Annotated in this window: 18 protein-coding genes; 13 read left to right on the forward strand and 5 right to left on the reverse strand. The window is 73.7% G+C overall.

Annotation, left to right across the window (positions count from 1 at the left end):
• Positions 1 to 64 precede the first annotated feature (64 nt).
• Genes IE331_RS15995 through IE331_RS16005 form a run of 3 tightly spaced genes read right to left on the reverse strand, consistent with a single transcriptional unit; the run spans position 65 to position 2266 of the window.
• The gene (locus IE331_RS15995) at positions 65 to 556 is read right to left on the reverse strand and encodes a GNAT family N-acetyltransferase (RefSeq protein WP_201931855.1); all 492 of its coding nucleotides are present in this window, start codon (positions 554 to 556) and stop codon (positions 65 to 67) included.
• Between the two features lie 47 nt (positions 557 to 603).
• Positions 604 to 1512 (reverse strand): NAD(P)H-binding protein, encoded by a 909-nt coding sequence (locus IE331_RS16000; RefSeq protein WP_192144465.1) that lies wholly within the window; start codon positions 1510 to 1512, stop codon positions 604 to 606.
• Positions 1513 to 1555: 43 nt separating this feature from the next.
• Positions 1556 to 2266, reverse strand: a complete 711-nt coding sequence (locus IE331_RS16005; protein WP_192144466.1) for a MerR family transcriptional regulator — start codon at positions 2264 to 2266, stop codon at positions 1556 to 1558.
• A 129-nt stretch (positions 2267 to 2395) separates the two neighbouring features.
• On the opposite strand from IE331_RS16005, the gene IE331_RS16010 reads away from it, so the two are divergent.
• The 4 genes from IE331_RS16010 (at position 2396) to IE331_RS16025 (ending at position 8386) form a co-directional block, all read left to right on the forward strand.
• Complete coding sequence (locus tag IE331_RS16010; RefSeq protein ID WP_192144467.1) at positions 2396 to 3607, forward strand: acetyl-CoA C-acetyltransferase; 1212 nt, start codon at positions 2396 to 2398, stop codon at positions 3605 to 3607.
• A gap of 77 nt (positions 3608 to 3684) precedes the next feature.
• A complete protein-coding gene (locus tag IE331_RS16015) occupies positions 3685 to 5922 on the forward strand; it encodes a 3-hydroxyacyl-CoA dehydrogenase NAD-binding domain-containing protein (protein WP_192144468.1) in 2238 nt (745 codons plus the stop codon).
• Positions 5923 to 6075: 153 nt separating this feature from the next.
• Positions 6076 to 6873: an ABC transporter ATP-binding protein gene (locus IE331_RS16020; protein WP_201931856.1), complete on the forward strand. Its 798-nt coding sequence runs from the start codon at positions 6076 to 6078 to the stop codon at positions 6871 to 6873.
• On the forward strand, positions 6848 to 8386 hold the full coding sequence (locus tag IE331_RS16025) for a hypothetical protein (RefSeq protein ID WP_192144469.1): 1539 nt from the start codon (positions 6848 to 6850) through the stop codon (positions 8384 to 8386). Before IE331_RS16020 ends, IE331_RS16025 begins: the two co-directional genes overlap by 26 nt.
• A gap of 125 nt (positions 8387 to 8511) precedes the next feature.
• On the opposite strand, the gene IE331_RS16030 is transcribed toward IE331_RS16025, so the two are convergent.
• Complete coding sequence (locus IE331_RS16030) at positions 8512 to 9087, reverse strand: hypothetical protein (RefSeq protein WP_192144470.1); 576 nt, start codon at positions 9085 to 9087, stop codon at positions 8512 to 8514.
• A 121-nt stretch (positions 9088 to 9208) separates the two neighbouring features.
• Between IE331_RS16030 and IE331_RS16035 the strand changes: the two genes are divergently transcribed.
• The 4 genes from IE331_RS16035 to IE331_RS16050 are packed head-to-tail and all read left to right on the forward strand — an operon-like array spanning position 9209 to position 13043.
• On the forward strand, positions 9209 to 10456 hold the full coding sequence (locus IE331_RS16035) for an acyl-CoA dehydrogenase family protein (RefSeq protein WP_192144471.1): 1248 nt from the start codon (positions 9209 to 9211) through the stop codon (positions 10454 to 10456).
• Positions 10453 to 11259, forward strand: a complete 807-nt coding sequence (locus tag IE331_RS16040) for an SDR family NAD(P)-dependent oxidoreductase (protein WP_201931857.1) — start codon at positions 10453 to 10455, stop codon at positions 11257 to 11259. The genes IE331_RS16035 and IE331_RS16040 overlap by 4 nt, the downstream gene beginning before the upstream one ends.
• Entirely contained in the window at positions 11260 to 12369 is a 1110-nt protein-coding gene (locus IE331_RS16045; protein ID WP_318646841.1) for a phosphotransferase family protein, read from the forward strand.
• On the forward strand, positions 12369 to 13043 hold the full coding sequence (locus IE331_RS16050) for a histidine phosphatase family protein (RefSeq protein ID WP_192144472.1): 675 nt from the start codon (positions 12369 to 12371) through the stop codon (positions 13041 to 13043). The genes IE331_RS16045 and IE331_RS16050 overlap by 1 nt, the downstream gene beginning before the upstream one ends.
• A 58-nt stretch (positions 13044 to 13101) precedes the next feature.
• Here IE331_RS16050 and IE331_RS16055 read toward each other — a convergent pair whose 3' ends face one another.
• Positions 13102 to 13851: an SDR family oxidoreductase gene (locus IE331_RS16055; RefSeq protein ID WP_192144473.1), complete on the reverse strand. Its 750-nt coding sequence runs from the start codon at positions 13849 to 13851 to the stop codon at positions 13102 to 13104.
• Positions 13852 to 14056: 205 nt separating this feature from the next.
• Between IE331_RS16055 and IE331_RS16060 the strand changes: the two genes are divergently transcribed.
• The 5 genes from IE331_RS16060 (at position 14057) to IE331_RS16080 (ending at position 19772) form a co-directional block, all read left to right on the forward strand.
• Positions 14057 to 15133, forward strand: coding sequence for a DUF559 domain-containing protein (locus IE331_RS16060; protein WP_192144474.1), 1077 nt, complete (start codon positions 14057 to 14059; stop codon positions 15131 to 15133).
• A gap of 172 nt (positions 15134 to 15305) precedes the next feature.
• Positions 15306 to 15920 (forward strand): TetR/AcrR family transcriptional regulator, encoded by a 615-nt coding sequence (locus IE331_RS16065; RefSeq protein ID WP_318646842.1) that lies wholly within the window; start codon positions 15306 to 15308, stop codon positions 15918 to 15920.
• On the forward strand, positions 15917 to 16720 hold the full coding sequence (locus IE331_RS16070) for a TIGR03084 family metal-binding protein (RefSeq protein WP_201931858.1): 804 nt from the start codon (positions 15917 to 15919) through the stop codon (positions 16718 to 16720). Before IE331_RS16065 ends, IE331_RS16070 begins: the two co-directional genes overlap by 4 nt.
• A 200-nt stretch (positions 16721 to 16920) precedes the next feature.
• On the forward strand, positions 16921 to 18639 hold the full coding sequence (locus IE331_RS16075; RefSeq protein ID WP_192144475.1) for an acyclic terpene utilization AtuA family protein: 1719 nt from the start codon (positions 16921 to 16923) through the stop codon (positions 18637 to 18639).
• Positions 18636 to 19772, forward strand: coding sequence for an acyl-CoA dehydrogenase family protein (locus tag IE331_RS16080; RefSeq protein WP_192144476.1), 1137 nt, complete (start codon positions 18636 to 18638; stop codon positions 19770 to 19772). The genes IE331_RS16075 and IE331_RS16080 overlap by 4 nt, the downstream gene beginning before the upstream one ends.
• Positions 19773 to 19858 lie beyond the last annotated feature (86 nt).

The raw sequence follows: 19858 nt of genomic DNA on the forward strand, positions 1-19858 counted from the left end.
CGGTCCGCCCGGGCCGGCCATCGGCCGCACCTGCCGCAGCGGCCCTCGACGGTGTGGCCTCGGCTCACAGGCGGCCGAACGCCGGGGCGTAGTGGAACGTCCCCCGCAGCGCCGCGGTCCACGTGTGCAGCCGGCGGACCTGGAAGTGCGGCACCCACTCCGGGTGGACCGGCACCACGCCCAGGGGCCGGGCCGGCTCGAAGCCGAAGCGCCGGTAGTAGCCGGCGTCGCCGAGCAGGACGACGGCGGGCTCGTCGAGGGCGTCAGCGGCGGCGAGAACGCCGTGCATCAGGGCGCTGCCGACGCCCCGGCCCTGGTGCTCGGGAAGCACGCCGAGGGGGCCGAGCCCCAGCGCGGGGCGGGAGTCGATGTGGGCGCGGCTGCACACCACGTGGCCGACCACCGTGCCGTCGGCCTCGGCCACCAGGGACAGCGCAGGCACGGCGTCGCCGTCGGCTCGCAGTGCGTCGACGAGCCCGGCCTCGGCCACCACGGAAACGCCCGGGCGCCCGAAGGCCGCGACGTGGACGGCGTGGATCCCCGGTCGGTCGGTCACGACCTCGCGTCTCACGATCACGCTGGTCCCTTCGGTGCGGAGCTCGCTCAGGCGTCCCCGGTGCCCGAGGTCGCCCGCTCCTCCTCCAGCGTCCGCCGCACGGACTCGGCGTACGTCAGCGGCTCGCCGGGCACCACCTCTCGGATCGAGGTGTCGGTGACCACGACCTCGGTGCCCATGGAGTCGATCAGGTTGCGGCCCGTGGTGACGTCGACGTCGGTCACCAGTGCCAGCCAGTACGACGAGAGCCGGGGTGTCAGCACCGGCACCCGCAGGATCGGCACCCGCCGGCCGGCGGAGATCTCGGCGGCGACCTGGAGCATCTCGAGGTAGGTCAGCTGGTCGGGTCCGCCGATCTCGTAGACCCGGCCGAGCGCCTCGTCCTGGCCGACCACCCCGGCGAGGTAGCGGACCACGTCGTCCACCGAGATCGGCTGGGTGCGGGTGCTGACCCAGCGGGGGACCACCATCGCCGGCAGGTTCTTGACCAGCTGCCGGGTGAGCTCCCACGAGATGCCGCCGTTGCCGACCACGATCGCGGCGCGCAGCACGGTGACCGGCACCCCGGCCTCACCGAGCAGGCCCTCGACCTCGCGCCGGGAGCGCAGGTGCGGCGAGAGGTCGCCGTCGTCGGCGCCGAGGCCGCCCATGTAGACGATCTGCCGGACCCCGGCCTCCGCGGCGGCCCGGCCGAACGCGCGGGCGGCAGCGGCGTCACGCGCCTCGAAGTCGGCGTGGTCGAGGGAGTGCACGAGGTAGATCGCGACCTCGACGCCGGCCAGCGGCTCGGTCAGCGACGTGGGGTCGTCGACGTCCCCGCCCACCGGGGTGCCCGACCCCTGGTAGGAGTCGGGGTTGCGGGTCATCGCCCGGACGTCGTGGCCGGCCTCGACCAGCACCGGCGCCAGGCGGCGGCCGATGAAGCCGGTGGCCCCGGTGAGCAGAACGGTGGTCATGGGCCCCAGCCTAGGCGGACCGGCCAGCGGCCGGCCGCGACGATCAGCGCGTGCGCTGGGCGATCCGGTCGCGGGTGGTCTCGTTGACGGCCATCCCGTACGCCGTCACGAGGCCGGCGATGGACAGCGGCTTGAGCAGCTCGATGGCCTCCTGCAGCTCCTCGGGGCCGTGTCCGGCCGCGCGGTAGGACGGCCACACCTGGGTGGCGAAGATCTCGGTGACCTGCTCGGCGATGGCGCGCGCGTGCTCGGCGTACACCGCCTTGACGGCGTGGGCGGCCTGGGTCGGGTAGCCGAAGTCCACCAGCCGCACGCCGGCCTCCAGGTGGGCGACCGCGACGTCGTAGGTGCCGCGGGCGGCGGGGGTGATGATGCCCAGGACCGAGAGCGTCTCCAGGTCCGCCTCGCCCAGCGTCCGGCCGGCCGCGCTGCTGAGCTCCTCCACGGTCATGGTCTCCGGCATCTCGGCCATCCACGGAGCGAGCAGGGTCCGGTGCAGGGCGATCGTCGATGCCGAGGCGTCGGCGGGGATCCGGGCCAGGTAGCGCTCGATCGCCGACAGCGTGAAGCCGTGCGCCTGGAGCTCGCGGACCAGGCCGAGCCGGGCGACGTGCTCGGGGGTGTAGAAGCCCGACCGGCCGCGTCGCTGCGGCGGCGGCACCAGCCCGCGGCTGGTGTAGAAGCGGACCGTGCGGACGCTCAGGTCCACGCGCTCGCACAGCTCGTCGAGGGTCAGCTCGTCGACGTCGGGCACGGCGGCACCTCCAGGGAACGGGCTATGAGCGGGATCACAGGGCGTCCGCCCTTGACCATCATGACAGTGATGGTGTCACAATCAAGGCAACACCATCGGCTCCACTCTCACAACCGGCAGGGACTCCTCATGGCTGAAGCGTTCGTGTACGACCACCTCCGCACCCCCCGCGGCAAGGGGAAGAAGAACGGCTCCCTCCACGAGGTGAAGCCCGTGGACCTGGTGGTCGGGCTGCTCGACGAGGTGCGCAAGCGCAACCCCACGCTCGACCCGGACCGGATCGACGACGTCGTGCTCGGCGTCGTCTCGCCCCTGGGCGACCAGGGCGGCGACATCGCCAAGACCGCCGCGCTGAAGGCCGGGCTCCCCGAGACCGTCGCCGGGGTCCAGCTGAACCGCTTCTGCGCCTCCGGGCTCGAGGCCGTCAACCAGGCCGCCTCGCGGGTCGCCGCCGGCTTCGAGGACCTGATCCTCGCCGGCGGTGTCGAGTCGATGAGCCGGGTGCCGATGGGCTCCGACGGCGGCGCCTGGGCCGCGGACCCGGCCACCGCGCTCGAGACCGGCTTCGTGCCCCAGGGCATCGGCGCCGACCTGATCGCCACCATCGAGGGCTTCGGCCGCGCCGAGGTGGACGCCTTCGCCGCCGAGTCCAACGCCCGGGCCGCCAAGGCGTGGGCGAACGGCTACTTCGCCAACTCCGTCATCCCGGTCACCGACCAGAACGGGCTGACCGTCCTCGACCACGACGAGCTGATCCGGCCCGGCACCACCGTCGAGAGCCTGTCCGGCCTCAAGCCGAGCTTCGCCGAGATGGGCGCCCAGGCCGGCTTCGACGACGTCGCGCTGGAGAAGTACCACTGGGTCGAGCGGATCGACCACGTGCACCACGCCGGCAACTCCTCGGGCATCGTCGACGGTGCCGCGATCATGGCCGTCGGCAGTGAGCGGGTCGGCTCCGACCTCGGGCTCACCCCCCGCGCCCGGGTGCTCTCGGTCGCCGTCTCCGGCGCCGACCCGACGATCATGCTCACCGGCCCCGCGCCCGCCGCCCGCAAGGCGCTCGCCAAGGCCGGCCTCGAGGTCGGCGACATCGACCTGTTCGAGATCAACGAGGCCTTCGCCGCGGTCGCGATGCGGTTCATGCGGGACATGGGCATCACCTCCGAGATCACCAACGTCAACGGTGGCGCGATCGCGATGGGCCACCCGCTGGGCGCGACCGGCGCGATGATCCTCGGCACGCTGATCGACGAGCTCGAGCGCCGCGACCAGCGCCGAGGCCTGGCCACGCTCTGCGTCGGCGGCGGCATGGGCATCGCCACCATCGTCGAGCTGGTCTGACGCCCAGGCCCACCGCCGGTCGAGGAAGGCGCCCCGCGCCTGTCTCGAGACCCGACCCTTCACGCAAAGGAAACCCGATGAGCACCGCCACCCAGAGCGCCGTCCACTACGAGCGCGACGCCGACGGCATCGTCACCCTGACCCTCGACGACCCGACGTCGAGCGCCAACACCATGAACCCGCTCTACGTCTCCTCGATGGCCGACGCCGTCGAGCGGCTGTACGCCGAGCAGGACGAGGTCACCGGAGTGGTGATCGCCTCGGCGAAGAAGACCTTCTTCGCCGGCGGCGACCTCAAGGGCATGGTCGCCACCACGCCCGACGACGCGGCCGCGGTGTTCGAGATGGCCGAGGGGGTCAAGGCCGGCCTGCGCCGCCTCGAGCTCTTCCCGCGCCCGGTCGTCGCCGCCATCAACGGCGCCGCGCTCGGCGGCGGCCTCGAGATCTGCCTGGCCGCCAACCACCGGATCGTCGTCGACGACCCGAAGGTCGAGCTCGGTCTCCCCGAGTCGACCCTCGGCCTGCTCCCGGGCGGCGGCGGCGTGACCCGCGTCGTACGCATGCTGGGCCTGCAGTCGGCCCTGATGGACGTGCTGCTCCCCGGCACCCGGTTCAAGCCCGCCCAGGCCAAGGAGAAGGGCCTGGTCGACGAGCTGGTCGACACCCGGGAGGAGCTGCTGCCGGCCGCGAAGGCCTGGCTCGCCGAGCACCGCGACGACGCCGAGGCCGCGCAGAACCCGTGGGACCGCGCCGGCTACCGGATGCCCGGTGGCACCCCCTCGACCCCCAAGCTCGCGGCCTTCCTGCCCGCGTTCCCGGCGCTGCTGCGCCAGCAGACCAAGGGCGCCGTCTACCCGGCACCCCGGGCGATCCTGTCCGCGGCCGTCGAGGGGGCGCAGACCGACTTCGAGACCGCGTCGCGGATCGAGTCGCGCTACCTGACCCAGCTGATCGTCAACCAGCAGTCGAAGAACATGATCCAGGCGTTCTTCTTCGACCTGCAGGCCATCAACTCCGGGTCGCTGCGCCCCGACGGCGTGCCGGCGTACCAGGCCCGGAAGGTCGGGGTCCTCGGCGCCGGCATGATGGGCGCCGGCATCGCCTACTCCTGCGCCCGGGCCGGCATGGACGTCGTGCTCAAGGACGTCGAGCAGGCCAGTGCCGAGAGGGGCAAGGCCTACAGCGCCAAGCTGCTCGACAAGGCCATCTCCCGCGGCCGGTCCACCGAGGAGAAGAAGGCCGAGCTGCTCGGCCGGATCACGCCGACCGCGGACCCCGCCGACCTGACCGGCTGCGACCTCGTGATCGAGGCGGTCTTCGAGGACCCCTCGCTCAAGGCCAAGGTCTTCGCCGAGGTCGCGGAGTTCGTGAACGACGACGCGCTGCTGTGCTCGAACACCTCCACGCTGCCGATCACCGAGCTGGCCGAGGGCGTCGACCGTCCGGCGGACTTCATCGGGCTGCACTTCTTCTCGCCGGTGGACAAGATGCCGCTGGTCGAGATCATCCGCGGCAAGGAGACCTCGGACGAGGCGCTCGCCAAGGCCTACGACGTCGTGCAGCAGATCCGGAAGACCCCGATCGTGGTCAACGACAGCCGCGGCTTCTACACCTCGCGGGTCATCGGCACGATGGTCAACGAGGGGCTGACCATGCTCGGCGAGGGCGTGCACCCGGTCTCGCTGGAGCGGGCCGCCACCCAGGACGGCTACCCGGTCGGCACCCTGCAGCTCTCGGACGAGCTGAACATGGAGCTGATGAAGAAGATCCGCACGGCCACCGCCGAGGCCGCGGCGCGCGACGGCGTCGAGCTGCCCGAGGACCCCTCCGGCGACGTCATCGACACGATGATCGGGCTCGGCCGCTCCGGTCGGCTCAAGGGCGCCGGCTTCTACGAGTACGACGACTCCGGCAAGCGGCTGGGCCTGTGGCCGGGACTGGCCGAGACGTTCCCGGTGGCCGAGCAGCAGGTCCCGTTCCAGGACGTGAAGGACCGGCTGCTGTTCATCGAGGCGCTGGAGACCGCGAAGTGCTTCGAGGAGAACGTCATCACCTCGGCCGCGGCGGCCAACATCGGCTCGGTGATGGGGATCGGCTTCCCGCCCAACACCGGTGGCGCGGCGCAGTTCATGACCGGCTACGTGCCGGCCGAGTCGCCCGCCGGCCCCGGGGAGTCCGCCGACTCGGAGCCGACCGTCGGGCTGGTGGCCTTCTGCGCCCGGGCCGACGAGCTGGCCGACGCCTACGGAGAGCGGTTCCGCCCCACCGCATACCTGCGCGCCATGGCCGAGAAGGGCGAGTCCTTCCCCGCCTGACCCGGCGCTTCGGCCCACCCCACCCCCGCCGACCCGTCGCTTGTGTCCGCGTCCCTGTCGACACAAGCGACGGGTCGCGGTGCTGTGGGTCGACACCAGCGACGGGTGGACGATTCCGGGGACAGTGGCGGGCCCGGCGGGGAGAATGGCCCGGTGACGGACCACCAGAGCACCGACGCCGCCGCGACCGCGGAGTCGCACCCGACCCCTGAGCCGCACCCGGACGCCCACCCCTCGGGGCACGGCGTCGGGGGGCTGGTCGAGGTCCGCGGGCTGCGGGTCCGCTTCGGCGCGGTCGAGGCGGTCAGCGGCATCGACCTCGACGCCCGCCCCGGCCAGGCCACCGCGCTGCTCGGGCGCAACGGCGCGGGCAAGTCCACGACGATGCGGGTGCTGGCCGGCGTCGTACCGCCCACCGAGGGCACCGTCCACGTGGCCGGCCACGACCTGCGCACCGACCGGCTGGCCGCCCAGCACCGGCTCGGCTACTGCCCCGACGTCGGCGGGCTGGTCCCGCGGGCCACCCCCTGGGAGCACCTCCAGCTGGCGGCCCGACTGCGCCGCCTCGACGACTGGGAGGACCGGGCCCGCGACCTGCTGGAGCGGTTCGAGCTCGGCGCGGTCACGCACCGGGTCACGGCCGGCTTCTCGCACGGCATGGGCCGACGGATGTCGGTCGTGCTGGCCGCCTTCCACCGACCCGCCGTGCTGCTGCTCGACGAGCCATTCGACGGCGTCGACCCGCTGGGCGTCGAGGCCACCATGGACGTCATCGCCGACGCCCGTGCGGCCGGTGCCTGCGTCCTGGTCTCCACGCACCTGCGCGAGCTCGCGATCGAGGCCTGCACCACGGCCCTCGTGCTGCGCGGCGGCGCCCAGGTGGCCGACGTCTCCGCGCAGGAGCTCGCGGGGGAGGACGGTGCCCGTGCCTACCGGTCGCTCCTGGACTGACCCGATCGCCGACGTCGGCAGCCTGGTCCGGTTCCGGTTCGGCGCCGCCCGCCCCGACCGACCCGGTGGGGCGCGTCGCACCCGGCTGCTGATCGGGATCCCGGCCGCGATCACGCTGGCCGTGCTACTCGTCCCGGCGGCCGCTGCCGGCGCCGGCTCCCGCGAGGGGTACGCCCTCGACCTCCTGGTGATCCTGCCGACCGCGGCCACGGCGTTCCTGCTGCTCACGATCGTCTCCGCCGTCGCCTCGGGCGGCGGGCGGGAGCTCCTGTCCCGCGAGCACGGCGTCGCCTACCCGGTCAGCCCGGTCACCGACCACCTCGGGGCGCTGCTCATGGCGCCGCTCAACATCGCCTGGCTGGTCCAGGGCTGGCTGCTCCTCGGCCTCACGTCGTACGGCGCCGGGTGGCGGGCCCTGCTCCCGGCCGAGCTGCTCATGCTGCTCTTCCTGGCCGCCGCGACCGCCCTCGGCCAGGTCGTGGGCTGGTCGGTGGAGGCCGTCCGCCGGGCCCGGTACGGCGTCGTCGCCTACCGCGGGCTGGTCGTCGCCAGCCTGGCGCTCTCCGCCTGGCTGGTCGCCACCGACCGTCTCGTGGACGTGCTGTCCGCGTCACCGACCGTGCACCTCGCGGTCGCGGTGGCCCGGATCCAGGACGGCGAGGCCGGCTACCCGCTGGCCGTGCTCGGCGTCCTGGTGGCGCTGCTGGTCGCCTCCGTGCTGGCCGGGATCGTGCCGGCCACGCTCGCGCTGCGCCGGCCGCCGCGCGACGAGGCCCGGCTGGAGTCCGGCACCCATCGTCCGCGCGGCGACGCCCGCTCGGACCTGATGGCACTGGCGCGGGTGGACCTGTCCTCCGTCCTGCGCTCGGTGCCGCTGCGCCGCGGACTGCTCACGCTGGCCCTGCTCCCGGGCCTGGCCGCGCTGGGCGGAGCGATCGCCTGGGACATGCTGATCCTGATGCCGGGGCTGGTCGCCTCCGGCGCCGCCCTGCTCTTCGGGGTGAACGCCTGGTGCCTCGACGGCCGGGGCGCCCTGTGGCGCGGCAGCCTGCCGGTGGACCCCGACCTGGCGTTCGTCTCCCGCGCCGGGGTGCTGGCCGGCCTGCTGATGGCGGCCTCGGCGGTCACGATCGCCCTGGGCTCCCTGCGCGCGGGTCTGCCCTCCGCCGCGGTGCTGGTCGCGCTGCTCTGCGCCTGGCTCGTGGTCACGCTCCAGGTGACGACGGCATCCATGCGCTGGTCGGCGCGGGCGCCGTACGCCGCGGACATGCGCAGCGCCCGGGCCACCCCGGCACCGCCGGCCGTGATGGTCGGCTACTCGGCCCGGCTGGCGCTGAGCACGACGCTGCTGGGCCTGCTGTTCTCGACGGTCGCGGTCTTCGGGGTCTGGTGGCTCAGCGTGGTGGTGGCCGCCCCGCTGCTTGCCTGGTGGTGGCGGCGGCTGGGCCAGGTCCGCCGGCAGTGGTCCGAGCCGACCACCCGGTCCCGGGTCGCGGTGACCGTGGCCGCCTGAGCGGGCCTCCCGCCGTCGACGTGGCCGCCTGAGGGGGCCTCCCGCCGCGGGCGCGACCGGCCGGGCTCGGGCGCGACCGGCCGGGCTCGGGCGCGACCGGACGGGCTCGGGAGCTCCGGCCGGGCTCAGGAGTGCCGGTCGGCGCAGGTCGCCTGTGCCTGCCCGAGCCGGCGGACCGACTCCGACCCGGCGTCCCCGGCCAGCCCGTCGACCGCCGCCGACCGCAACTCCTCGTCGTCGAGCGCGTCCCGGAGGCAGTCCCGGAAGCCGGCCTCGTCGAGCCCCCGGGTGGCCTTCGCCTGGGCCCGCCCGACCACGGAGACGAAGTCCACGCACCCGAACCAGGCGTCCACCCAGCTCCCGGCCGGCCCGCGGTCCAGCGACGGCATCTGCGCCGCGGCGGACCCGGCCCCGTCCAGCAGTCCGGCCTCCCGCAGCTCCTCGTCGCCGAGGTCGGCCGAGAGGGCGGCCCCGAAGCAGTCCGCGGCCCCGGCCGACTCGGGGCTGAGCCGGGCGAACAGCGCTGAGAGCTCCGCGGCGACGTCGGCCGAGCCGGTGGTCGTCGTCGCCGTGCCGGTGGAGGCGGCCTCCCGGTCGTCGGCGGCACCGGGGGTGCCGGTGCCCGAGCAGGCCGCGGTCAGGCCCAGCAGGAGCAGCAGCATCAGCGCGCGCAGCCTGGCCGGAGGGGTGGATCGGGGCACGGGCACCTCCTCGGCGCGGGGACGGGTCGACGCTTGGTCGACGCAGGGTCAACGCCGCAGAGCCGCGGACGCTACGCGGATGCCGCTCCCGCCGGTTCCCGGTGACCGTTAGGTTCACTGCATGGACTTCTCTCCCACCCCCCGGGCCGCCGCGCTGACCAGCCGGGTCGCGGACTTCATGCGCGAGCACGTCACCCCGATCGAGGGCGACTACCACCGCGACCTCGCCGAGCAGCGGCGCACCGGCGATCCGTGGACCCCGCTCCCGGTCCTCGACGAGCTCCGGGCCAAGGCCCGCGAGCAGGGCCTGTGGAACCTGTTCCTGCCCCGCGAGCACGCCGGGGAGTACGCCGCCCGCTTCGGCACCGACGGCGGCGAGGGGCTGACCAACGTCGACTACGCGCCGATCGCCGAGCTCACCGGCCGGTCCGCGATCGCGCCGTACGTCTTCAACTGCAACGCCCCCGACACCGGCAACATGGAGGTGCTGCTGAAGTACGGCAGCGCCGAGCAGCGCGAGCAGTGGCTCGAGCCGCTCCTCGACGGCCGGATCCGCAGCGCCTTCGGGATGACCGAGCCGGGCGTCGCCTCCTCCGACGCCACCAACATGGAGGCGACCGCGATCGTCGACGGCGACGAGGTGGTCGTCAACGGTCGCAAGTGGTGGACCACCGGCATCGGCAACCCCGACTGCAAGGTGATCATCTTCATGGGGCTCTCGGACCCGGACGCCGACCGGCACCACCGGCACACGATGCTGCTCGTGCCCACGGACGCGCCGGGCGTGAAGGTGGAGCGGATGCTGTCCACGATGGGGATCCAGGACGAGCCGTTCGGGCACGGCGAGGTCTCCTTCACCGACGTCCGGGTGCCGATCGGGAACGTCATCTCCGGCCCCGGCGAGGCGTTCGCGATCGCGCAGGGCCGGCTCGGCCCCGGCCGGATCCACCACTGCATGCGGCTGATCGGGCTCGCCGAGCACGCACTCGAGGCGGCCTGCGCGCGTGGCCTGGCCCGGACCGCGTTCGGGAAGCCGATCGCCGACCTCGGCGGCAACCGGGAGCGGATCGCCGACGCCCGGATCGCCATCGACTCCACGCGACTGCTGGTGCTGCACGCGGCGTGGAAGCTCGACCAGGGCGGTCCGCGCAACGCACTCTCCGAGGTCAGCCAGATCAAGGTCGCGGCGCCCAACATGGCCCAGCAGGTCATCGACATGGCGATGCAGATGCACGGCGGCGCCGGACTCTCCGACGACTTCGACCTCGCGGCCGCCTGGACCAACGCCCGCACCCTCCGGCTGGCGGACGGGCCGGACGAGGTGCACCGCGGGCTGATCGCCCGGCTCGAGCTCGGCAAGCACCAGTGAGCGGCCCGTCCGAACCCTCCGGCCCGCCCGGCCCGCCGTCCGACCTGTCGTCCGGTCGCCGGGTGCTGGTCACCGGGGCCGCCTCCGGCCTCGGGGCGGCCCTGGTCCGCGCGTTCGAGGCGGCCGGGGACCGGGTGCTGGCCACCGACCTGGGCGGCACCGGCTTCGACCTCGACATCACCTCCGACGCCGACTGGGCGCGCGCGGTCGAGCACGTCGAGGCCGAGTGGGGCGGTCTGGACATCCTGGTCAACAACGCCGGCGTGGCCGGCGGCGGCCGGCTGCACCTGGCCACCCTCGAGGAGTGGCAGTGGATCTTCGAGATCAACCTCTTCGGCGCGGTCCGCGGCACCCGCGCGTTCGTCCCGATGCTGCGCGAGCAGGGGTCCGGTCACATCGTCAACGTCGCCTCGCTCGCGGGACTCGTGCACCCGGCCGGGATGGCCTCCTACAACGCGGTCAAGGCGGCGGTGGTGGCGCTCAGCGAGACCACCGGCCACGAGCTGGCCGGTCACGGGGTGCGCTGCTCGGTGGTCTGCCCGTCGTACTTCCGGACCAACCTCATGGACTCCCTCCAGGGCGCCGACACCGCCCTCGGCACGGTGATCTCCGGCCTGGTGGAGAGCTCGCCGTTCACCGCCGAGGACATCGCCGCCGAGGTGCTCGCCGGGATCGCACGGCAACAGGAAGTGATCATTCCGGACGAAGCCGCCCGCCGGGCGGTCGACCTCAAGCAGAATGACCGCGCGGGGTACGACGCGGTCATGCGACAGCAGGCAGCCAGGTTGGACAGGATGGACTGAGTGGTGTCGAAGGGCTCGACCGATCACCCGGGCGCGGGCGACGAGGGGAACCCGTCGCGGGACGTGCGCGACGAGGACGGCTTCGACGTTGCCGCGGTGTCCGCATGGCTGCGCGCGCACGCCGAGGCCGACTTCGCCGACACGGTGGCCGCCGACCCGGAGGTCCGGCAGTTCCCCGGGGGCGCCTCGAACCTCACCTACCTGCTGCGCTACCCCGACCGGGACCTGATCCTGCGCCGCCCGCCCGGCGGTCGCAAGGCGAAGGGCGCCCACGACATGGGTCGCGAGTTCCGGATCCAGTCGGCGCTGGCGCCGGTCTTCGCGCTGGTGCCGCGGATGGTCGGGCACTGCGAGGACGAGTCGGTGATCGGCTCGGAGTTCTACGTGATGGAGAAGGTCGAGGGCACGATCCTGCGCCAGGACCTGCCGCCGGGGATGGACCTCTCGCCCGAGCAGGTCTCCCAGCTGTGCCGCAACGCGATCGATGTGCTGATCGACCTGCACGGCGTCGACGTCACCACGCCCGGGCTCGCCGAGCTCGGCAAGGGCAGCGGGTACGTCGCCCGCCAGGTCGGCGGCTGGTCGAGCCGGTTCCGGGCCGCGCGCACCGAGGACGTGGGCGACTTCGAGCCGGTGATGGCCTGGCTCGACGAGCACCAGCCCGACGACGTCGCGACCTGCCTGATCCACAACGACTTCCGCTTCGACAACCTGGTCCTCGACAGCGACGACCCGCTGAGGGTCGTCGGCGTCCTCGACTGGGAGATGGCCACCCTCGGGGACCCCCTGATGGACCTCGGCGGGATGGCCGCCTACTGGATCCAGGCCGACGACGACGAGACCTTCCACCTCTTCCGACGCCAGCCGACCACCGCCCCGGGCATGTGGACCCGCGCCGAGGTGGTCGCCTACTACGGCGAGCGCACCGGGCTCACGGTCACGCCGGAGCAGTGGCGCTTCTACGAGGTGTTCGGGCTGTTCCGGCTCGCGGTGATCGCCCAGCAGATCTACTACCGCTACTTCCACGGCCAGACCAGCAACCCGTCGTACGCCGTCTTCGGGGACGTCGCGAAGTACCTCGAGACGCGCTGCGCACGGGTGATCGGCTGATGGGCCAGGTCCTGCTGGTGCGGCACGGCCAGGCCTCGTGGGGCGCCGACGACTACGACCTGCTCTCGCCGCTGGGCTGGGAGCAGTCCCGGATGCTCGGCCACGCGCTGGCCGCCCGGGCGACCACCCCCGACCTGCTGGTGCAGGGCGGCATGCGCCGGCACCGGGAGACCGCCTCCGCCGTGGTGGAGAAGGCCGGGTGGGAGGCGATGGAGGTGGTCAACGACGGCGGCTGGAACGAGTTCGACCACGTCGGCATGCTCGCGGCGGCGCCGGATCCGGAGTTCGCCGGCTCCGAGCCGACGGCGGCGGAGTTCCAGGGCTGGTTCGAGGCCGCCACCGACCGCTGGACCTCCGGGGGGACCGGCTACTCCGAGTCCTACGCCGAGTTCGCGGAGCGGATCGGGGCCGCGCTGGCCCGCACCACCGAGCTGGCGGGGGCGAGCTCCACGGCGGTGGTGTTCACCTCGGGTGGCGCGATCTCCTGGGTGGCGGCGTCCCTGCTGACCGGATCGACCTCCCCCGACCCGGCGACGACGAGCCTGTGGGGTCAGCTGAACAAGGTGGTCGTGAACACCTCGATCACCAAGGTGGTCACCGGTCGCCGCGGCGCGACGCTGGTCTCGTTCAACGAGCACTCGCACCTCGAGGGTGGCGGGCTGACCTACCGCTGAGGCTCGAACGTGGCCTTGAGGGCCGCCGGGGCCGCTGGGGCCCTTGGCCTTCGTTGCCTCAGACCATCCGCTTGAACAGTGGCAGCGGCGCGTGCTTCATGACCACGCTCAGCGGCGCCCAGGGCAGCGCCGGCACGCAGGCGGAGGCCTTCTCCTTCTCGATGGCCGACACCATGGCGCGCACCCCCTTCTCGGTCGAGGCGAGCATCGGGCTGGCACCGCTGGAGCGGCTGTTCATCTCCGAGGCGATGTAGCCGGGGTAGAGCACGGTCACCGCGATGTCGGTGCCGTGCACCTCTGCCCGGATCCCCTCGGCGAGGTGGGCGACCCCGGCCTTGGTGGCGGCGTAGGTCGCCAGCCCCTTGGGCAGGCCGCGCATCGCCGACATCGACGAGATCATCACGAAGTGACCCGAGCCCTGCGCGCGGAAGATCTGCATCGCCGCCTCGGACTGCGCCAGCGCGGCCACGAAGTTCGTCATCGCGGTCTCCCGGTTGGCGTCGTACCGGCCGGTGCCCAGCGGCGCGCCCTTCCCGAGGCCGGCGTTGACCACGATCCGGTCGATCCTGCCGAAGTCCGCGTGGAAGGCCTCGAAGACCTCGAACACCTGGGCGTCGTCGTTGACGTCGAGCGCCCGGACCTCGACCCGGCGGTCGGGATCCTTGCCGGTGATCTCGGCCTTCAGCTCCTCGAGCCTGTCGGTGCGACGCGCGCACAGCGCCAGGTCGTGGCCGAGGTCGGCGAACTGTCGCGCCATCTCGGCGCCGAGCCCGGCGCTGGCTCCGGTGATCAGGATGGTCTTGGCCATGGGTCCATCCTCCCTCAGCCAGGTGAGGGGACCGGCGTGTGGTCCGTCCCGGGCGGGTCAGGCTCTACGTTCTGCAGGTTTCTCAGGCCCAGAACCTGCAGAACGTAGAGCCTCGCGTTCACCTGCGGGCAGCGGGCCGGTCCCCGGGCGGGCGCCTGTGGATGACCACCTCGGGGAGGGCTCGGGTTGGGAGATGCTCCCTGGCATGGCTGGGCATCCGTGGGATCCGGTGGCTCCGCGACCGCGGGGACTGGTCCGGCCGGTGCGGGTCGATCCCACCGGTGTCGCCGGGCCGACCCGGGGGAGGGCGGCCGGGCCGCGCTGGCGGCGTACCTCTCCGGGGTTCTTCGTGCCCGCCGAGGTCGACGCCTCCCTGCCCGAGCAGCGGGTGCTGGAGGCCTCGGTGCGGCTGCCGCCGGGTGCGGCGGTGACCGGCTGGGCCGCGTGCCGGTTGGCCGGGGCCGGTCTCGTCGACGGAGTGGCGCCGGACCGCCGGACGCCGTTGCCGGTGCCGCTCGCCCTCGGGGCGTGCGGCCGGATCCGCCCGGACGAGCGGGTGCTGCTGCTCTACGATCCGCTGCCGGCCGGGGAGACCTGGGTCCGGTGCGGCGTCCCCGCCACGCGGCCGGTGCGGGCGACGTTCGACGCGATGCGGCTGGCGCCGGACGAGCGGGAGGCCGCGGTGGCGCTGGACATGATGGCGGCGGCGCGGCTGGTCTCGATCGCCCGGGTGGCCGGCCACCTGCCCACGCGCGGTCGGGTGACCGGGATCGGTCGGGTGCGCCGCGGCCTGGAGCTCGCCGTCGAGGGCAGCCGTTCGCCCGGCGAGACCCGGCTCCGGCTGGTCTGGGTGCTGGACGCCGACCTGCCCGCGCCGCACGTGAACTGCCCGGTGCACGCCCGCGGCGGCCGGGACGACGGTCGGCTGCTCGGCATCGCCGACCTGCTCGACGAGGAGGCCGGGCTGGTCGTGGAGTACGACGGCGCCGACCATCGCGGTGCCCGTCGGCACTCGCGGGACGTCGAGCGGGAGGCACTCCTGCGCCGGCACGGGCTCGAGGTCACCCGGGTGACCGGCCCGGACCTGGCCGACGCCTCCGCCGTGGTCGACCGGCTGCTCGACGCCCGGCGGCGGTCCCGGTTCGCCGCTCCGGGGCAGCGGGCGTGGGAGGCCCGGCCGGTCGGTCCGTGGCTGGACCAGCACCTCGCGGAGCAGGAGGCTCTCGCCGAGCTGCACGCCGAGGCGATGGCGATGCCGGTCGTCGACCCGCCGCGGGGGTGAGGGGGGGTGCTGGTGGCCGGGTCCCTGGTGGCTCAGGCTCTACGTTCTGCAGGTTTCTCGGGCGCAGAACCTGCAGAACGTAGAGCCTCGCGCGCGGGCGGGGGCGACGACCCGTCTCACCCACATAAAGTCAGGCTTGACTGTTTCTTTCCTCAGGGTCCACGATGGCCCGGTGAGCACCACGACCGCCGGGCGCGTCCCGCAGGAGGAGCGGACCCGCGCCATGCGGCACCGGCTCCTCGAGGCCTGCGTGGACTGCCTCGTGGAGCACGGCTGGAGCGGCACCTCGACGACCCTGGTCTCGCAGCGGGCCGGGGTCAGCCGCGGGGCGCAGCTGCACCACTTCCCGACCAAGAACGACCTCGTCGTCGCCGCGGTCGAGCACCTCACCGAGACCCGCGGCCGGGAGCTGGTCGCCGCCGCGGCCGCGCTGCCGCACGGCGAGCGGAGGACCAGGGCGGTCCTGCAGATGCTGGCCGACCACTTCACCAGCGCGGTGTTCAGCGCCGCCCTCGAGCTGTGGGTGGCGGCCCGCACCGACGAGACGCTGCTCGCCGCCGTCGCCCCGCTCGAGGCCCGGGTCGGCCGCGAGACCCACCGGCTGACCGTCGAGCTGCTCGGCTGCGACGAGTCGCGGCCCGGCGAGCGGGAGCTCGTGCAGGCCACCCTCGACCTGGTCCGTGGCCTCGGCCTGGCCGACACGATCACCGACGACGCCCGCCGCCGCGCACGGATCCTCGACCGCTGGGCCCTGACCCTCGACACCGTCCTGAAGGAGCGCCCGTGAGCAACGACGTGCTGGAAGCCGTCCTCGCCGACCTGGCCGCCGAGGGGGACCTGCTGGAGCGCCTCGTCGCGCCGCTCGGCGAGACCGGCTGGCGGACGCCGACCCCCGCGGCCGGCTGGGACGTCGCCACCCAGGTCGCCCACCTTGCCTGGACCGACGAGGCCGCGGTGGCGGCCGCGGTCGCCGCGGGCGGCGACAAGGAGGCCTGGGACGCCCTCGTCCTGCGGGCGATGGCAGACCCGGACGGGTTCGTCGACACGGTCGCGCTCGAGGGTGGCCGGGTGTCGGCCGAGGAGCTGCTGGCCCGGTGGCGAGCGGCGCGTACGGCGCTGGCGCGGGCCCTGCGCGAGGTCCCGCAGGGCGAGCGGATGCCGTGGTTCGGGCCGCCGATGTCGCCGACGTCGATGGCCACCGCCCGGTTCATGGAGACCTGGGCGCACTCCCTGGACGTGCACGAGGCGCTCGGCGCCGAGCCGGAGGTCTCCGACCGGGTCCGGCACGTCGCGCACATCGGCGTCCGCACCCGGGGCTTCGCCTACTCCGTGCACGGGCTGACCCCGCCGGACGAGGAGCCCCGCGTCGAGCTCGACGCACCGTCCGGCGAGACGTGGGCCTGGGGGCCGGAGGACGCGGCGCAGCGGGTGACCGGCCCGGCGTACGACTTCTGCCTGCTGGTCACCCAGCGCCGGCACCGCGACGACGTCGCGCTGGTCGCCGAGGGCGAGGATGCCGAGACCTGGTTGGGGATCGCGCAGGCCTTCGCCGGGCCGCCGGGTGGCGGACGGGAGCCGCGGGGATGAGCGGGGAGGGTCTCGAGACGCTCGCTGGCGCTCGCTCCTCGACCAGCGGGGAGGCTGGCGCTCGCTCCTCGACCACCGGGGACGCTGGCGCTCGCTCCTCGACCACCGGGGACGCTGGCGCTCGCTCCTCGACCTCCGGGGAGGGTGGCGCTCGCTCCTCGACCACCGGGGAGGCTGGCGCTCGCTCCTCGACCACCGGCGTGGTGCGGATCGGGAACTGCTCGGGCTTCTACGGCGACCGGCTCTCGGCGATGCGGGAGATGCTGGAGGGCGGCGAGCTGGACTACCTCACCGGCGACTACCTGGCCGAGCTGACGATGCTGATCCTCGGCAAGGACACGATGCGGGACCCGACGCTGGGGTACGCCCGCACCTTCGTCGGCCAACTCGAGGACTGCCTCGGCCTCGCCCTGGAGCGCCGGGTTCGGATCGTCAGCAACGCCGGCGGCCTCAACCCCGCCGGGCTGGCCGACAAGCTCCGCGAGGTCGCCAACGGGCTCGGCCTCGACCCGGCGATCGCGCACGTCGAGGGCGACGACCTCAGGCCGCGCGCGGAGGAACTGGGCTTGAGCGGGGCGCTGACCGCCAACGCCTACCTCGGCGGCTTCGGCATCGCCCGGGCGCTCGACGCCGGCGCCGACGTCGTGGTCACCGGCCGGGTCACCGACGCCAGCGTCGTGGTCGGCCCGGCGATCGCGCACCACGGCTGGTCCGAGACGTCGTACGACGAGCTGGCCGGCGCCGTCGTCGCCGGGCACGTGATCGAGTGCGGCACCCAGGCGACCGGTGGCAACTTCTCCGGCTTCCGCACGCTGCCGCGGACCGGTGAGCCGCTCGGCTTCCCGCTGGCCGAGGTGGCCGTCGACGGCTCGTGCGTGATCACCAAGCACGACGGCACCGGTGGCGCGGTCACCGTCGACACCGTGACCGCGCAGCTGGTCTACGAGATCCAGTCCACGCGCTACGTCGGCCCCGACGTCACCACCCGGCTCGACACGATCACCCTCGAGCAGGCCGGCGCCGACCGGGTCGCGATCAGCGGCGCCCGCGGCGAGGCGCCGCCGGAGCGGCTGAAGGTGTGCGTCAACGAGCTGGGCGGCCACCGCAACACCGTGGAGTTCGTGCTCACCGGGCTCGACGTCGAGGCCAAGGGCGTGTGGGTGCGCGAGCAGATGACCGCCGCGCTAGCGGGCCGCGAGCCGGCGGAGGTCGTGTGGTCGAGCACCTCCCACCCGCACCCGGACGCCGAGACCGAGGAGGCCGCCTCCTGCCTGCTGCGGTGCACGGTCAAGGACCCGGCCCCCGAGCCGGTCGGCAAGCCGTTCACGGCGGCGGCCGTCGAGCTGGCCCTCGGCTCCTACCCCGGCTTCACGATGACCGCGCCGCCCGGCCCGGCCACGCCGTACGGCGTCTACCGTCCGGCGTACGTCGACCGGTCCGAGGTCGCCCACACCGTCGTGCATGCGGACGGTCGTCGCGAGGTCGTCCCGGACCCGGTCGCGCTGGCCGCCGGGCCGGACGAGTCGGACGGCCTGCGCCCCTCGCCGTACTCCGCGCCGCGGGACAGCCTGACCCGGCGGATGCCGCTCGGCACGTTCGTCCACGCGCGCTCCGGCGACAAGGGCGGCGACGCCAACCTGGGATTGTGGGTGGCCCACGACGGGTCGCCGAAGTACGACGAGCGGGTCACCTGGCTGACCAAGCTGATGAACCCCAAGAAGGTGCGCGAGCTGGTGCCCGAGGCGGCGGACCTCGAGATCGACGTCTACTGCCTGCCGAACCTCGGCGGCGTCAACGTGCTCATCCACGGGCTACTCGGCGACGGTGTCGCCGCCTCCACCCGCTTCGACCCGCAGGCCAAGGGGCTCGGCGAGTGGGTGCGGTCGCGGCTGGTGCAGATCGAGGAGGGGCTGCTGTGAGCGCCGAGCGGGACGCGCTCCGCGAGGCCGCGCGCGAGTTCGTGCGCCGCGAGGTCGCCCCGCACCTGCAGGACTGGGAGGACGCCGGCGAGATCCCGCGGGAGCTGCACGCGGCCGCCGCGAAGCAGGGACTGCTGGGCGTCTCGTTCCCCGAGTCCGTCGGCGGGGAGGGCGGCGACCTGCTCGACTCGATGGCGATGCAGGAGGGCTTCTTCGAGGCCGGCGCCTCCAGCGGCCTGATGGCCGGGCTCTTCACCGGCGGTATCGCGCTGCCGCACCTGGCCGCCAACGGGTCGCCGGACCTGGTCGACCGGTTCGTCCGCCCGACCCTGGCCGGCGAGCTGATCGGCGCGCTCGGCGTGACCGAGCCGGGCGGCGGCTCGGACGTCGCCGGCATCACCACGACCGCCGTCCGCGACGGCGACCACTACGTCGTGAACGGCGCCAAGACGTTCATCACCTCCGGTGCCCGCGCCGACTTCGTCACCACCGCGGTGCGCACCGGCGGCCCCGGGCACGCGGGCGTCAGCCTGCTCGTCGTCGAGAAGGGCACGCCTGGCTTCACCGTCGACCGCAGGCTGGCCAAGATGGGCTGGCACTGCTCCGACACCGCCGAGCTGTCGTACGTCGACGTGCGGGTGCCGGTGGCGAACCTGGTCGGCGAGGAGCACTCCGGGTTCGTGCAGATCGTCGAGCAGTTCGTCGTCGAGCGGCTCGCGCTGGCCGTGCACGGCTACGGGATCGCCGCCCGGTCGCTGGCCCTCGCCGCGGCGTACACGAAGGAGCGGGAGACGTTCGGCCGCCCGCTCGCCGACCGCCAGGTGGTCCGTCACCGGCTGGTCGAGATGCACCGGCAGGTCGAGGTGGCGCGCACGTACACCCGGCACGTGGCCGAGCGGCACGTCGCCGGCGAGAGCGTCGTCGCCGAGGCCTGCCTGGCGAAGCAGACCGCCGTCGAGACCGCCGAGCACGTGTGCCACCAGGCGGTGCAGCTCTTCGGCGGCACCGGATACATGCACGGGACCGAGGTGGAGCGGCACTACCGCGACGCCCGGATCCTCGGCATCGGAGGAGGAGCGACCGAAGTGCTGACCGATCTGGCCGCCCGGCTGCTGGGGTACACCGGTGGTTGAGGAGCGAGGAACGAGCGTCTCGAAACCACCAGCCGATGCCCCGGTGGTTGAGGAGCGAGGAACGAGCGTCTCGAAACCACCCACGA

The organism is Nocardioides donggukensis (genome assembly GCF_014842875.1).
GTDB lineage: Bacteria > Actinomycetota > Actinomycetes > Propionibacteriales > Nocardioidaceae > Nocardioides > Nocardioides donggukensis.